This window comes from Sphingobium sp. MP9-4 (assembly GCF_005281675.1).
Lineage (GTDB): Bacteria > Pseudomonadota > Alphaproteobacteria > Sphingomonadales > Sphingomonadaceae > Sphingobium > Sphingobium yanoikuyae.
Genome location: NZ_LUFI01000038.1, coordinates 99820 through 113676, shown reverse-complemented (window position 1 = coordinate 113676; position 13857 = coordinate 99820). Strand labels below are relative to the sequence as shown.

The window sequence follows — 13857 nt, the reverse complement described above, 5'->3', positions numbered from 1 at the left end:
GACTTGCGCGCGCAGCGCGTTAGTCGCAGCGGGGTGGGCTTTCGCGATGTCCAGCCCACCCCCTAACCCCCTCCCGCTTGCGGGAGGGGGAACAGGTCCGAACTTGGTCGCTTCCGGTCAATCTGATACCAAGAACCCGGCGTCGCCCTGCGCCGCCGGGTTCTTCATTCTTCAGAAGCGGTCCGCGTTCATGACCTTGGTCCAGGCGGCGGCGAAGTCGGTGACGAACTTCTCCTTCGCGTCGTCCTCAGCATAGACTTCGGCCACGGCGCGCAGTTCCGAATTGGAGCCGAAGATCAGGTCGACCGGGGTCGCCGTCCACTTCGCCGTGCCGCTGGCCCGGTCCTTGCCGTCATAGAGGCCCGGCGTCGCCGACTTGCTCCACACCGTGTCCATCGTCAGCAGGTTGACGAAGAAGTCGTTGCTGAGCGTGCCCGGACGGGTGGTCAGCACGCCATTCTTCGATCCGCCGCTGTTGGCGCCCAGCGCCCGCATGCCGCCGACCAGCACGGTCATTTCCGGCACGGTGAGGTCGAGGGCGTCGGCCTTGTCCACCAGCGCGTCGGCCGGACTGACCTCCGCCCTGGGGCCATACCAGTTGCGGAAGCCGTCCGCCTTGGGCTCCAGATAGGCGAAGGAGGCGACATCAGTCTGCGCCTGCGCCGCGTCGACCCGGCCCGGCGTGAAGGGCACGGTGATGCTGTAGCCGCCCTTCTGCGCCGCCTGCTCGACCGCGGCGTTGCCGCCAAGCACGATGAGGTCGGCCATCGACACCTGATTGCCGGACTTGGCGAAATCCTTCTGGATCGCGGTCAGCTTGGCCAGCACCTTGTTCAGCTCCGCCGGGTCGTTGACCGCCCAGCCGCGCTGCGGGTCGAGCCGCAGGCGCGCGCCATTGGCGCCACCGCGCATGTCGGTGCTGCGGAAGGTCGCGGCCGAGGCCCAGGCGGTGCGCACCAATTCCGGCCCGGTCAGACCCGACGCCAGCACAGCGGCCTTCAGCTTGGCCTGATCGGCGGCGCTGACGGGGGCGAAGCTCGCCTTGGGCAGCGGGTCCTGCCAGCTATAGGTTTCGGACGGGATGTCCTTGCCGAGATAGCGGGCCTGCGGCCCCAGGTCGCGATGGGTCAGCTTGAACCAGGCGCGGGCGAAGGCCTTGCTGAACAGCTCGGGATTCTTCTGCCAGCTTTCCAGCACCTTGCGGAAACCGGGATCTTCCTTGAGCGCGATGTCGGTGGTGAACATGATCGGCGCGTGCCGCTTGTCCTTCACATGCGCGTCGGGGACCATCTGCGCGGCGGCGGGATCGGTCGGGATCCATTGCGTCGCGCCCGCCGGGCTCTTGGTCTTGACCCAGTCGAAGTTCAGCAGATTGTCGATATATTGGGTGGTGAACTGGGTCGGCGTGGCGGACCAGGTGCCTTCCAGGCCCGAGGTCAGCGTATCCTCGGCATTGCCCTTGCCGCACTTGTTCTTCCAGCCGAAGCCCTGATCCTCGATGCCGGCGGCGGCGGGTTCCGCGCCCAGGCATTCCTCCGGCTTCTTGGCGCCATGCGCCTTGCCGAACGTATGGCCACCCGCGATCAGCGCCAGCGTTTCCTCGTCATCCATCGCCATATTGCCGAAGGCGCGGCGGATGTCGGCGGCGGCGCCCTTGGGATCATGATTGGCGCCGGGGCCTTCGGGGTTCACATAGATGAGGCCCATGGTGGTCGCGGCAAGCGAGCGCTTGAGCGAACCGTCGGGATTGGATCGCTCGGTGCCCATCATCTTGGTTTCCGGGCCCCAATAGACGACGTCGGGCTGCCAGGCGTCGATGCGGCCGCCGGCAAAGCCCACGGTCTTGAAGCCCATATCCTCCAGCGCGACATTGCCGGACAGGACCATCAGGTCGCCCCAGCTCAATTTGCGGCCATATTTCTGCTTGATCGGCCAGACCAGGCGGCGGGCCTTGTCGAGGCTGACATTGTCGGGCCAGCTGTTGAGCGGATCGAACCGCTGTTCGCCGCCATCCGAGCCACCGCGGCCGTCACCGACGCGATAGGTGCCGGCGCTGTGCCAGGCCATGCGGATGAAGAAGGGGCCATAATGGCCATAGTCGGCCGGCCACCAGGGCTGCGACGTGGTCAGCACCTTGCGGATGTCGGCCTTGACCGCTTCGAGGTCGAGGCTGTTGAATTCCTTCACATAATCATAGTCGGCACCATAGGGATTGGCGCGGGTCGCCTCATGCTGGCGCAGCGCGGTGAGGTCGAGGCGCTTGGGCCACCAGTCCTTGTTGGTCATGCCGCCGGGCTTTTCGGTGACGGCGGGCGCAGCGGCGGCGGGCTTGGTTTCTGCGGCGAGCGCCGGGCTGGCGAGCAGCGCGCACGCCAAAGCGAATGTGGAAATGCGGGTCGTGGACATGTTTCTCTCCCCTGTCCTGTTCTGCCTGTTCAAGGCGCGAAAAGGGGTAGTCCCGTGCGGCAGCGGATCGAAACGAATCGATTCCGTCACAGTGATCGGATTTTCCTATGAGAGAGGGTGGATCGGAGCGGTCAGCCTTTTGGTGGCGGAGAAGTCGGCGCCGCCGCGTAGAGGGTGAACTGGCCGTGCAGGCCGCCGGTCGAGGACTGGCCGACCCACAGATCGAACAGGCCCGGTTCGGCGATGCGGCGGTTGCCGGCGCCGACAAATTCGAGGTCGGTGCGCGACAGGGTGAAGCGGACCTGGGTGGAATCGCCCGGCGACAGGGTGACGCGCTGGATGCGCTTCAGTTCGCGGATCGGGCGGGTGCGGCTGGCGACGCGGTCGCGGATATAGAGCTGCACCACCTCGCTGCCCTTGCGCTTGCCCTTGTTGGTGAGGCGCGCGGTGATCTCGACCGCGCCGTCCCAGCGCAGCGCGGTGTCGGAGAGCTTCAGGTCGCTGAGGGCGAAATCGGTGTAGCTGAGGCCATGGCCGAAGGGAAAGCGCGCGCTATTGTCGGTGGTGGCGTAGCGCGCCTTATATTCGGTGCTGCCATTGTCCACGGTCGGCCGGCCGGTCGACTTGCGATCGTAGAAGAAAGGCTCCTGCCCGCTTTCCCAGGGGAAGCTGACCGGCAGCTTGGCCGATGGATCGACCTTGCCGAACAATATGTCGGCCAGCGCATGGCCGGTTTCCGACCCCAGAAACCAGGTCGCCAGCAACGCCTGGGCATTGGCGACGCCGTCATGCAGGGCCAGCGCGCGGCCATGGCGCAGCAGCACGATGACCGGCTTGCCAGTGGCGGCGATCGCATCGGCCAGCGCCTGTTGCGAGGACGGCAGCTCGATCATCGTGCGCGATTGCGCCTCGCCCGACATCGCCTGGGATTCGCCGACCGCCAGGATCACCACGTCCGCCGCCTTCGCCGCCGCGACGGCACGGACGATCCCGTCCTTGATCGGGCCGTTGACCGCGCAACCCAGCTCGACCGTCAGCTTCGCCGGATCGGGCATCGCCGCGCGCAGGCCGGTGGCGATGTCGACGCCCTTGTCGGGATCGCCGTAAAAGGCCCAGGGGCCGTAGAGATTGGCCTTGTCCTCGCCGAACGGACCAATCAGCGCGATCCTTTGCCCGGCGGCGGGATCGAGCGGCAGCACCCCGTCATTCTTGAGCAGCACGACCGATCGCGCCGCCGCCTCACGCGCCAGTGCATGATGGGCGGGCGTGCCGATGCGCGCCTTTTCAACCTCTTCGTCAAGCGAGCGATAAGGATTGTCGAACAGCCCCATCGCGGTCTTCACGTAAAGGATGCGGCGCACCGCGACATCGACCGTCGCCATCGGCACCGCGCCGCTCTTCACCAGATCGGGGATGTGGCGGATATAGAGGCCGCTCTGCATCGACATGTCGACCCCGGCCAGCACAGCGAGGCGGGCGGCGTCGCGCTCATCCTCGGCAAAGCCATGGGCGACCAGTTCTTCGTCGGCGGTGTAATCGGAGAAGACGAAGCCGCGAAACTGCATCTCACCGCGCAATATGTCGGTCAGCAATTCGCGGTCGGCGGTGGCGGGCACGCCGTTAATCTCGTTGAAGGCGGCCATGGTGGTGAGCGCCCCGGCGGCAAAGGCCTTGCCGAAGGGCGGCAGATGGGTTTCGCGCAGCGTTTCGTCACTGATGTCGACGCTGCCATATTCGAGGCCCGCCGCGACCGCGCCATAGGCGGCGAAATGCTTGGGACAGGCGAGCAGCGAATCGTCGCGGCGCAGGTCACGCCCCTGGAAACCGCGAATGCGCGCCGCCGACAACAGGCCGGTCAGATAGACATCCTCGCCCGCGCCCTCGACCACCCGGCCCCAGCGCTGGTCGCGCGCGACATCAACCATCGGCGCGAAGGTGAGGTGCAGGCCGGCTGCCGTCGCCTCCACCGCCATGACCCGCGCGGTCTTTTCCACCAGCATGGGATCGAAGCAGGAAGCCTCCCCCAGCGGAACGGGAAAGATGGTCTTGAGTCCGTGAATCACGTCGCCGGCCAGCAGCAGCGGGATGCCCAGGCGGCTGTTCTTGACCGCCATTTCCTGCGCGCGGCGCCCGCCGGCAACGCCGATGCCATTGAACAGGCAGCCGACCCGGCCCTTGCGAATCTCGTCCGCCAGGCGCTTCTCGTCCTGGATGCCGGCCGCCGGGTTGGGTGGGTTGAAGGGACGGAAGCTGTCGGCCAGGCAGGTCATCTGCCCAGCCTTTTCCTCCAGCGTCATCTTCGCGATCAGCGCGTCGACGCGAGCAACGTCAGCCTGCGCCAGTGCGCGGCGAGGGATGCCAAGGGCGAGGACACCGCCCAGAGTGCGGATCAGAAGGTCGCGGCGATCAAGAGTCATGCGGGAGAGAGCGTAACCGGGGAAGAATGAACGGGGCTTGTCCGAAGACAAACGGACTTGCGCCGATTTTGTTGCGCTGCGGCAATAAGCCTGCGGCGCGACGCCCCGATCCCGCGATCAGGCCATGCGCCGAATCATGTCGCGCGAATCAGGAGTAGCAATCACGCCTGGGCCGACAATTTGGTGCCGACCACGCCGATCACGATCATCGCCATGAAGCCGATCTGGGCCATGTTGACCCGATCGCCATAGAGAATCATGCCGCCGATGATGACGCCCACGGCGCCCAGGCCCGTCCAGATCGCATAGGCGGTGCCCGCCGGCAGATCCCGCATCGCCAGCGCCAAAAGGCCCATGTTGAGGAAGCTGAGGCCGATCGGCACGGCCGATGCCTGCCAGCTGCCGACGGTGGCGGCCCATTTCAGGCTCAATGCCCAGATGATTTCGGTGAATACGGCAATGCCGAGAATGACCCAGGCCAAGCGGCGTTCCTCTTGCGGTAACGGGCTCGGCTGGAGCGGCGCGCGGACCGGAAACCCGAAAGAGGCGGCGCGCCGATGAGGGCAGTGGTGGACAGGGCTGGATTCGAACCAGCGTACGGAAACCCGGGCAGATTTACAGTCTGCTGCCTTTAACCACTCGGCCACCTGTCCAGTGCCCTACGCGGTGGAAATTTGCTGTCCCGCCGCGCTGGAGGCGGCTCAATGGCGAATGGAGGCTTGCCTGTCAATGGGGTGATGTGAAAAGAGCGAAAACATGAAAAGAGGACATCGTACCGGCAAGCCGAAAGGCGCCTTCCCCCGCTTCTACGGACGCCATGCCATCACGGCTGCGCTCGCCAATCCGAACCGCGTCGTGCGCAAGATATGGGGCACGCGCGAAGCGATCGGCGCGCTCGACCTGCCGCCCGTGCTGCCGATCGTCTATTCCGACGTCGCCGACATGGGCCGGATGGTGCCGTCGGATGCGCCGCATCAGGGCATCGTCGCCGAAGTCGAGCCGCTGGACGATGTCTGGCTGGGCGACGTGCTGGAACAGGGGCGGGACGACCAGCGCCCGATCCTGGTGCTCGACCAGGTGACCGACCCGCATAATGTCGGCGCGATCCTGCGGTCGGCCGCCGCCTTCGACGCGCTGTGCATCGTGACGCAAGACCGGCATGCGCCGCCCGAATCGGGCGTGCTGGCCCGCGCCGCGTCGGGCGCGCTGGAAACCGTGCCCTGGGTGCGGGTGGTGAACCTGGCCCGCGCGCTCGAAGAGATTGCCGAAGCCGGTTACTGGCGCATCGGCCTGGACGGCGATTGCGACACCGTGCTGGCCGACGCGATCGGCGAATCGCGCGTCGCGCTGGTGCTGGGCGCCGAGGGCGAAGGGCTGCGCCACAACACCATGGCGCATTGCGACATTATCGCTAAGCTGCCGATCAGCCCGCGCATGGAGAGCCTGAACGTCTCCAATGCGGCAGCGATCGCCCTGTACGCCGCCACCAGCCGGTAAGCGGCCGCCGGGCACCATCTTGCGGCGATGTGGGTAGGGCGCCCTGCCCCGCCCATATCGTCGCGCAGACGAACGGGGGTTCGCCATGGTCCTATTGTCCCGCGCGGCGGGCGCGCTGGCGGCGCTGCTGATGCTGCCCGGATGCCTGGTGACCCCCGGCAGCTTCACCTCCACGCTCGACATCCGCGCCGACCGCAGCTTCGCCTTTGCCTATAAGGGCGAGATATTGGCGTCGGACATGGACAAGGCGCTGGGCGGCCTCAACAGTGATGCGGAGGAGGATCCGCTGGAAGGCGTCGCCCCGCCCGAGGGCGAGGAGGCCGTGCTGCAGAAGGTGGCGCAGAGCCAGAGCAAGACACCCGCCCCGCCCGCCGAACCCCAGTTCGACAAGGCCGGCGGCGACGATGCGCAGATGCAGGCGATGGCGAGCGCGCTCACCAAGGAGAAGGGCTTCCGGTCGGTCCAGTATCTGGGCGATCACAAATTCGCGATCGACTATGCGATCAGCGGAAGGCTGGACCATGCCTTCCTCTTCCCCTTCAACATCGACGCGCAGATCGTCCTGCCCTTCGTCGCGGTGGAAATGCGCGGGGCGGACCGGGTGCGGGTGAAGGCACCGGGCTTTTCCAACGGTTTCGACAAGAGCCAGGGGCCGGCCGGCATGGGCGGCGGATCGGGCGACGCCGCCGCCAAGGCGCTGAACGGCACGTTCACGCTGACCACCGATGCAGAGATCGTGAGCCAGAATCAGGAAGATGGCGCAACCACAGTGCCGGAGGGCAAGCGCATCACATGGACCATCACGCCGCTGACCGGCGATGCGCCGGCCGCGACGTTGCGGGTCAGGCCCTGAAAAACGGGGCCGTAGGAAGAAATCAGTCTTCCGGCGCGATGGTGACGCGCAGGCCGTCAAGCGCATCGCTCAGCACGACCTGACAGGACAGGCGGCTGGTCTCGTTGCGATGATCGCTGCTGTCGAGCAGGTCATTCTCGTCCTCGCTCATCGCCGGCAGGGCGTCGGCAAAGGCCGGGTCGACATAGACATGGCAGGTCGCGCAGGAGCAGCAGCCGCCGCACAGCGCGAGCAGCTCGTCAAAGCCATGGTCGCGAATGACTTCCATCACCGAGAGACCCTTGTCCCCCTCAACAGTCTGTTCGGCACCATCACGGTTGACCACGATCAGCTTCGGCATCTACCCATTCCTTTTGGACTTATCCCCGCCGCTCTGACCGACAGCGACGGCGAAATCAAGGGCTGGACAGGCGGACATGGTAAGCACGGCGGAAGAATTGCGCGTCAGCCTGGACTTCATCGCTGCGGCGGAGCCGGCATTCGGCGCGGCGATCGCCAGCGTCGGCTATCCGGTGCCGCGCGTGCGCGAGCCGGGCTATGAGACGCTGCTGCGCACCATCGTCGGCCAGCAGGTCAGCGTCGCCTCCGCCGCGGCGGTCTGGCGCAAGCTGGAGGCGGAGCTGGGCGTGGGCTGCACAGCCGAAGCGCTGCTGGCGCGCGATTTCGATGCGTTGCGCGCCTGTGGCCTGTCGCGGCAGAAGCAGGGCTATGCCCGCAGCCTGGCCGAACTGGTCGTGGACGGCACATTGGACCTCCACGCCCTGCCCGCCGACGATGAAGTCGCGATCGCGCAACTGGTGCAGATCAAGGGGATCGGCCGCTGGTCGGCGGAAATCTATCTGCTGTTCGCCGAAGGCCGCCCCGACATCTGGCCGGCCGGCGACCTGGCGGTGCAGATCGCGGTCGGGCGGATATTGGGCTTGGGCGAGCGGCCGAGCGAGAAGCTGACCCGCGACCTTGCCGAAGCCTGGCGGCCGCATCGCGGCGCCGCCGCGATCATGGCCTGGCACCATTATAATAAAGGGCAGGACATGCTGCAGAGCTGAGACGCGGCGGGGCACAGCCCCCGCCCGCCTGCCCGCGCTTCAGCCCAGCAGGGCGATGTTGAAGACGATGCCCAGCACCGCCGCCAGCGCCAGCGCCAGCAGACACAGCGCAATCACCAGCGTCACCGAGATCGGGAAGCGGCTGTCGGAGTGAATCAGCCCATCCTCCGTCATGATCTTGCGCCGATCCCGCAATTCGGTCGCGAACTGGACATGGCGCACGATCCCGCCGGCCAGCAGCACGATGCCGAACACCAGCAGCGCCACGCCGAAATTGCGCGGCGCGTTGACATTCTGGATGCTGCCCGCGTCCTGCATCTTCTGGAATGCCTGGTTGATGGTAAAGCCAAAGCCGATCAGCGACAGCGCCGTACGCATTTCCGACATCAGGGTCCGGTCCGCGCTCATCCGGGTGCGCTGGAACGACATGCCGGTCCGGCGCATCGACATTTCGGTGCGATGCCCGGACAGGTCGGTGCGATATTCGGAAAGGTCGGTGCGATGTTCCGACAGGCCCGTGCGATGGCGCGACAGGCCGGTTCGGAAATGCGAATAGGCGGTCGATGCCCCTTCGGGATCGCTCGCATCGACCGGCGGAATGGGCGGCACGGGCTCGCCCACATTGCGGGCCGGGCGGATGGGCACGCCCCTGGGTTCCTGCGTTTCGGCCATATGCCCCCTCCTGTCAGTTCGGCTTGATCGGCGGCGGGAAATTGGCGAGCACGGCGGTCACCGCCTTGTCGATTGTCGCCTGGTCGGGGCTCTTGCGGCTGACCTCCTGCGTGGCCGTGCCATGCCAGACCGGCTGTTTCGTCCCGGTGTCATAGATATCGACCGTCAGCGTGCCGTCGGTCACGTTGCGCACATCGACATTGCGATAGCCGCCCCAGCCGGCCCACCCGCCCCAGGGACGATAATAAGTGGCATAGGGACCGAAATCGGTCACCTCGACCCGGTCGCGCGCGCCCAGGGTAAAGCCGATGGCAAATTCGCCGGGTTCAGCCTGGCTATAGCCGCGCGCCGCGAGGGCGGTGTCGATCGACGCCTTCACCCGCTGGAACAGCAATGGGTTCATGCCCTGCGGCACATTGATCGACGCCCAGCTATAGCTGCGATAGCTGGCGAAATTGGCCGCGGGATCGGCATCATAATTGACCCGTGGCGTGGTGGCACAGCCTGCCAGCGCCAGCAGCAGACCCGTGACGAATATGCGCCTGATCATATCGCGACCTCCCTTTGAATATCCCTGGGCATAGCCAAGCGGACGCCGGGCCAGCCATCGGGATTCTCCCCTAGGGAGCGCCCCGGATATCCCTATCCCATGGCGTGAAGCGGCGCCCGAAAGCCGCGGTCGGACCAAAGCGGGACGATCGCCCGACCCCCGGAAAATCCGCTATGGCGCGATGCCCGCGAATGCGCGATCATCCCTTATTCCAGCGGTCGGACGGGTGAGTCGCGGCGTCAATCGCGAAACTGTTCCTGCCGATCGCAGCCCAGCAGAGGGAGCTGTGTGCGATGGTAAGAGACTGGCCTGCAATGGTCGCAGCGGGCGCCGGCATTTGTGTGGCACTGGCCACGGCAAGCAGCATGGGCACGCCGCAGGATGCAACCCCCACCGTCAGGCTGGCGCCACCGGCCCTGCCCTGGCTTGACGATCTGACCGCGGACAAGCCGGCGGTGCGCGCCGGACAGCAACTCGCCAGCAACCGCTAGCGCGGCCATCATCCGAGCTGGACGGGCCTGCGTTGAACGGGCTGACGGATTCACGCTCAATCGGTCCAACTGAACCGGCCCAACTGAACCGGGAAACATTCGGCCGGGGCAGCACCAACGCCTGAACGGCTCGGCGGCAAGACCCTGCCCCGGCGGCGGGATACCAGCCTTCCTCATGATCGGGAGCATCAATGGATTTCCTACGCCTGTTCCAGTCGCTGGAAGAATTTCTCTATGAGGCGATGAGCTGGCTGGTCTTCTATCCCCGCACCCTATGGCGGACCATCCGCCACCCGATCCAGATGCTGCGCTATTCCGACAAGGAACTGGAGGATGCGCCGGACCAGCAATTCACCGACATGCTGAGCCCGCCCCTGTTCCTGATGCTGACCATATTGCTGTCGCACCTGATCGAGGTGGCGTCGCACCAGAAGATGCCGGAGGTCGCGACCACCGGCATCGGCAAGGAAATCACCGCGTCGGAGATGAACCTGCTGGTGCTGCGCGCCTTCCTCTTCGCCATCTATCCGCTGATGTTCGCGGTGCGGCGGCTGAAGGCGCAGCGCATGGCGCTCAATCGCGACACGCTGCGCCGCCCCTTCTACGCCCAATGCTATATTGCCGGGCCGGCCGCGCTGGTGCTGGGCATCGCGTCGATCCTGGCGCGCCTCGGCGACGTCGCCTGGGCGATCGCCGCACTGGTCATCATGCTGGTGACGATCAGCTGGTATCTGCGGATCGAGACGATCTGGCTGCGCAGCCGCACCCGGAAATCGACCGGCAAGGCGTTCCGATCGGCGTTGGGCACCTGGCTGCTCGCCTCGCTGATCAACAGCGGGGCGAGCTTCCTGATCCTGGGCGGCTGACCCGGCTATTTGCCGTCCGGCGTCATCGCCAACACGTCGACGAAGCGACGCTGCGCATCGAAGCGGCAACGGAAGCGCTTGATCCCCTCGCTGCCCTTGTCGACCGTGCCGTCGATGAAGAAGCCACCGGGCGCCTTGGCGATCGCGCCGGTCTTCACATAGGCCGGGCGAGTGCCATATTGGCCGGACACTTCCCCCCGGCAATAAGCGGGCATGTTGCCCGACGTCAGCGCCGGCCCGGTCGCCGCCGGCATCACCTGCGCCGCGGTCGCCGCCAGCGCTTGCACGCTGACGGTCAGCGTATAATTGGCGACTTCGTTGCGGCGGGCGGCATTGCGCATCAGATAGACGCGGATGCGATAATCGCCATTGGCGGGCAGGCGGCCGGCAAAGCTGTTGCCGGCGGACGAACCGACGAACATGGCGCTATCCCCGGCACCGGGCGCGATCACGTTGAAATAGCTGGAGGCGTTGCTGGTCTGAAGCCGGACATTCATGGTCTGGCCGGCCCGCGCGCCGACCAGATAATCGACCATGTCATAGCCCTTGAGCGACGCCTTGATGACCTTGGAGGCGGTCCCCCTGGCGAATTGCACCCGCTCGCTGCGCACCGGGGCCTGGGCGATGGCCGGCATGGCCAGTGCCGACAGCGCGACGGTCGCAATCATGGCATTCCTCATGATGCATCCTTTCGATCAGTAGGGGTCCATCGACATCACATTGCCATTGCCCGTAACGCTACAACGCGAGCGATAATGGCCGGACGCGACGATGATCTCGTAGCGATCCCCACCTTGGGGATAGACGCTGACCGGCACGGAACTGCCCGCCGGCACATTCTGGAACTCGTCGCCGCGCCGGGCACAGGCCCGCTGCGCCGCCGCCGGCGCGCCCCGCACGATCTGGCTGTTGGCGGCAAGGCGATTGCTCCGCTCCGCATTGCCCGCCGAAAAGCCCGAATGATAGGCTTCGCTGTCGTTGCGATCATAGTCACCGCCATAAAGGCCGTCATGATAGCCGCGCTCATATTCGCTGTCATGCTAGGCCGAACTGTCGCCATGGCTCTTCTTGTGGCTGGCAAGCGCCGCGATCAGGCCGATCGCCGCAACGCCGGCTACGGCCGCGGCGGCCGTGTTGCCACCGTCATGGCCGCAATCACCGTCTGACGCGCTGTCGATCGCGTCATAGCGACCATTATAGGTGACGACCCGGATGCACTGGTCCTTCGCGCTGTTCCACCAATAGTTGGTGAGGCCATTCTGCTTGGCGACACGATAGCCGCGCGACTGGAGCGCATTTTCCCCCGAAGAGCCTCGCGCACCGACCAGATCATCGACATCGCGCGGCGCCGCCGCATGGGCCGGTGAGATCGGAAGGGCAGCCGCCAGCAAGGCGGTCACCGACAAGAATGTCGAAAAACGCGTCATCCTCTTTTCCCCTGTTCCTGCGACGCCGGAAAGCGGAGTCGCAGACGGCCGCATGCTACAGCAACGCTGGCGCCGCGCATTCGGCAAAGCCGTGGATAGAGCTCAGGGAAAATACCGAGAAATAAAGTCCGGGAGCGATGCAAGCATCGCTCCCGGACGGCCATGGTGCCCACCGCGAAAGGGGTTAAGCGGCGGCACGGACCCGCGCGCCGATTGGGGCGACGCGCTTATGGCAGAATTCAGACGACCAGCTTGGCCGCGTAGATCAGGCTGCCCCGGCCCAACTGGGCCATGACCTGCGACCGGACGCTGTCGCCGACCGCGAAACAGCCCTGGCTGCGCCCCAGCTTGCCGCGCGCACCGGCCAGCGTGGGTTCGGCATACCAGGCACCATGCAGCACGATCGCCCGGCTCATCGCATTGTCGTTGGTCGGATCGAGCCCCTGCAAGCGCTGCGACGGGCCATGTTTCCCGACATAGGGATCGGCCGTCAGGAATGCGCCCGAACAGGAGGCGTTGGAACCGGGCGCATTGGAAAAGCGCTCCAGCCAGCCGCTATGATCCGGGTCCGATCCGCTGCCATGCGCCACCAGATAGGAGGTGGTGGTGCCATCCAGCAGGTTGACGATGTGCAGCCGCGGCTCCGACGAGGGCGCGGCAAAATCGACCAGCGCCATGCGGTGCCGGTTGACGATCTGCGGATGCCGTTCCAGCGCCGCGCGGGCCTGCGCGAACAGCGCGGGCTTCACCAGCGCCGGCGGGGTGGGCGTGGCAAGCGGCGCGATCGGCTGGGCCGGCACCATGGGTTTCAGCGCGCGCATCGGCCCCGGCGCGGAGGCACGCGCGGTGCCAACAGCGCCCGCGACCAGAACGGAAGCGGAAAGGAGAAAACGGCGACGATCGGGGTTCATGGATGGTGCGACTAGGGTGCAGGCCCCGCCAAGGTCTTTGCCGAAATCGGGCGCCGCGCACAAAGTCTTGCGCACATCCGTCCGGCCCGGCATTTTTGTCGGGCGGGGCACGTCGAAGCGGGAGAAGCGGGACATGGCCGGAACGCGGCTATCGAACGGCATCTATCGGGAAGCGGTCGCCACCATCGTGCGGCGCATCCAGAAGGCCCATGGCCTGTCCGACAGCCAGCTGGCGGAACGGATCGGCTGTTCGGCCGGCACGGTCAAGAATGCCCGCAACGAGGCGAGCAACCTGGACGCCGTGACCCTTGCCAATATCGAGCAGGTCTTCGGCCCCGGCGCGATCGACCCCTATCTGGCGCTGGCCGATGTTCGCGCCGTGCCGCTGACCCCGCCAGTGCCGGTCGAGCGACTGCACCCGACGCTGGCGATCGTCGAGGCGTTGCACCGGATCATCGAGAAGCAGATGCCCGACAGCGAAGGGGGCACGCGCATCACGTCCCACGAGCTGCTGACGATCCTGAGCGAATTGCGCGAGGCGCGCGGCGTGTTCGACGCCCTCATCATGATCGCCGATCCCGCGATCGACAGCGGCGAGATCAGCTTCCGCGACAAGGGCCGCAAGCGGCTGGCCGTGGTCCACAGCCAGGGCGGCACCATCACCCGCGCCGACATCATGCACAGCGAGGACGATGCCGACTGAACCGGCATCGTCCCGCGC

The 13857-nt window shown here is 66.2% G+C and carries 16 protein-coding genes and 1 tRNA gene; 6 read left to right on the top strand and 11 right to left on the bottom strand.

The window, feature by feature from the left end; translation table 11 throughout:
- Nucleotides 1-171 precede the first annotated feature (171 nt).
- From katG to A0U87_RS13140, 4 genes are all read right to left on the bottom strand, one after another.
- Nucleotides 172-2406, bottom strand: coding sequence for a catalase/peroxidase HPI (katG, locus tag A0U87_RS13155; RefSeq protein ID WP_137405611.1), 2235 nt, complete (start codon nucleotides 2404-2406; stop codon nucleotides 172-174).
- A gap of 131 nt (nucleotides 2407-2537) precedes the next feature.
- Nucleotides 2538-4823, bottom strand: coding sequence for a glycoside hydrolase family 3 N-terminal domain-containing protein (locus tag A0U87_RS13150; RefSeq protein WP_048936387.1), 2286 nt, complete (start codon nucleotides 4821-4823; stop codon nucleotides 2538-2540).
- Nucleotides 4824-4984: 161 nt separating this feature from the next.
- Nucleotides 4985-5305, bottom strand: a complete 321-nt coding sequence (locus A0U87_RS13145) for a multidrug efflux SMR transporter (protein ID WP_017499387.1) — start codon at nucleotides 5303-5305, stop codon at nucleotides 4985-4987.
- Between the two features lie 85 nt (nucleotides 5306-5390).
- Nucleotides 5391-5476, bottom strand: a tRNA-Tyr gene (locus A0U87_RS13140).
- A gap of 103 nt (nucleotides 5477-5579) precedes the next feature.
- On the opposite strand from A0U87_RS13140, the gene rlmB reads away from it, so the two are divergent.
- Together rlmB and A0U87_RS13130 are read left to right on the top strand one after the other, a co-directional pair.
- Nucleotides 5580-6320 (top strand): 23S rRNA (guanosine(2251)-2'-O)-methyltransferase RlmB, encoded by a 741-nt coding sequence (gene rlmB / locus A0U87_RS13135; protein ID WP_004210274.1) that lies wholly within the window; start codon nucleotides 5580-5582, stop codon nucleotides 6318-6320.
- A gap of 85 nt (nucleotides 6321-6405) precedes the next feature.
- A complete protein-coding gene (locus A0U87_RS13130) occupies nucleotides 6406-7173 on the top strand; it encodes a hypothetical protein (protein ID WP_048936386.1) in 768 nt (255 codons plus the stop codon).
- A 22-nt stretch (nucleotides 7174-7195) separates the two neighbouring features.
- On the opposite strand, the gene A0U87_RS13125 is transcribed toward A0U87_RS13130, so the two are convergent.
- Entirely contained in the window at nucleotides 7196-7513 is a 318-nt protein-coding gene (locus A0U87_RS13125) for a 2Fe-2S iron-sulfur cluster-binding protein (protein ID WP_004210272.1), read from the bottom strand.
- A 76-nt stretch (nucleotides 7514-7589) separates the two neighbouring features.
- On the opposite strand from A0U87_RS13125, the gene A0U87_RS13120 reads away from it, so the two are divergent.
- Entirely contained in the window at nucleotides 7590-8219 is a 630-nt protein-coding gene (locus A0U87_RS13120) for a DNA-3-methyladenine glycosylase (RefSeq protein ID WP_048936385.1), read from the top strand.
- Between the two features lie 39 nt (nucleotides 8220-8258).
- Here A0U87_RS13120 and A0U87_RS13115 read toward each other — a convergent pair whose 3' ends face one another.
- Together A0U87_RS13115 and A0U87_RS13110 are read right to left on the bottom strand one after the other, a co-directional pair.
- A complete protein-coding gene (locus A0U87_RS13115; protein WP_037515927.1) occupies nucleotides 8259-8891 on the bottom strand; it encodes a DUF202 domain-containing protein in 633 nt (210 codons plus the stop codon).
- A 13-nt stretch (nucleotides 8892-8904) separates the two neighbouring features.
- Nucleotides 8905-9441 (bottom strand): DUF4136 domain-containing protein, encoded by a 537-nt coding sequence (locus tag A0U87_RS13110; RefSeq protein WP_037515925.1) that lies wholly within the window; start codon nucleotides 9439-9441, stop codon nucleotides 8905-8907.
- Between the two features lie 314 nt (nucleotides 9442-9755).
- On the opposite strand from A0U87_RS13110, the gene A0U87_RS13105 reads away from it, so the two are divergent.
- Both A0U87_RS13105 and A0U87_RS13100 read left to right on the top strand, forming a co-directional pair.
- On the top strand, nucleotides 9756-9932 hold the full coding sequence (locus A0U87_RS13105; protein ID WP_017499382.1) for a hypothetical protein: 177 nt from the start codon (nucleotides 9756-9758) through the stop codon (nucleotides 9930-9932).
- 191 nt (nucleotides 9933-10123) lie between these two features.
- Nucleotides 10124-10798 (top strand): hypothetical protein, encoded by a 675-nt coding sequence (locus A0U87_RS13100; RefSeq protein WP_010339336.1) that lies wholly within the window; start codon nucleotides 10124-10126, stop codon nucleotides 10796-10798.
- A gap of 5 nt (nucleotides 10799-10803) precedes the next feature.
- Here A0U87_RS13100 and A0U87_RS13095 read toward each other — a convergent pair whose 3' ends face one another.
- The 4 genes from A0U87_RS13095 to A0U87_RS13085 all read right to left on the bottom strand — a co-directional run bounded on the left by A0U87_RS13095 (nucleotide 10804) and on the right by A0U87_RS13085 (nucleotide 13136).
- Entirely contained in the window at nucleotides 10804-11478 is a 675-nt protein-coding gene (locus A0U87_RS13095; protein ID WP_029547956.1) for a hypothetical protein, read from the bottom strand.
- 15 nt (nucleotides 11479-11493) lie between these two features.
- The gene (locus A0U87_RS26745) at nucleotides 11494-11697 is read right to left on the bottom strand and encodes a hypothetical protein (RefSeq protein ID WP_240700558.1); all 204 of its coding nucleotides are present in this window, start codon (nucleotides 11695-11697) and stop codon (nucleotides 11494-11496) included.
- A 141-nt stretch (nucleotides 11698-11838) separates the two neighbouring features.
- On the bottom strand, nucleotides 11839-12225 hold the full coding sequence (locus tag A0U87_RS26740; protein WP_240700557.1) for a hypothetical protein: 387 nt from the start codon (nucleotides 12223-12225) through the stop codon (nucleotides 11839-11841).
- Between the two features lie 239 nt (nucleotides 12226-12464).
- The gene (locus A0U87_RS13085) at nucleotides 12465-13136 is read right to left on the bottom strand and encodes a murein L,D-transpeptidase catalytic domain family protein (protein WP_037490921.1); all 672 of its coding nucleotides are present in this window, start codon (nucleotides 13134-13136) and stop codon (nucleotides 12465-12467) included.
- 133 nt (nucleotides 13137-13269) lie between these two features.
- On the opposite strand from A0U87_RS13085, the gene A0U87_RS13080 reads away from it, so the two are divergent.
- Nucleotides 13270-13839, top strand: a complete 570-nt coding sequence (locus tag A0U87_RS13080) for a helix-turn-helix domain-containing protein (protein WP_048936459.1) — start codon at nucleotides 13270-13272, stop codon at nucleotides 13837-13839.
- Nucleotides 13840-13857 lie beyond the last annotated feature (18 nt).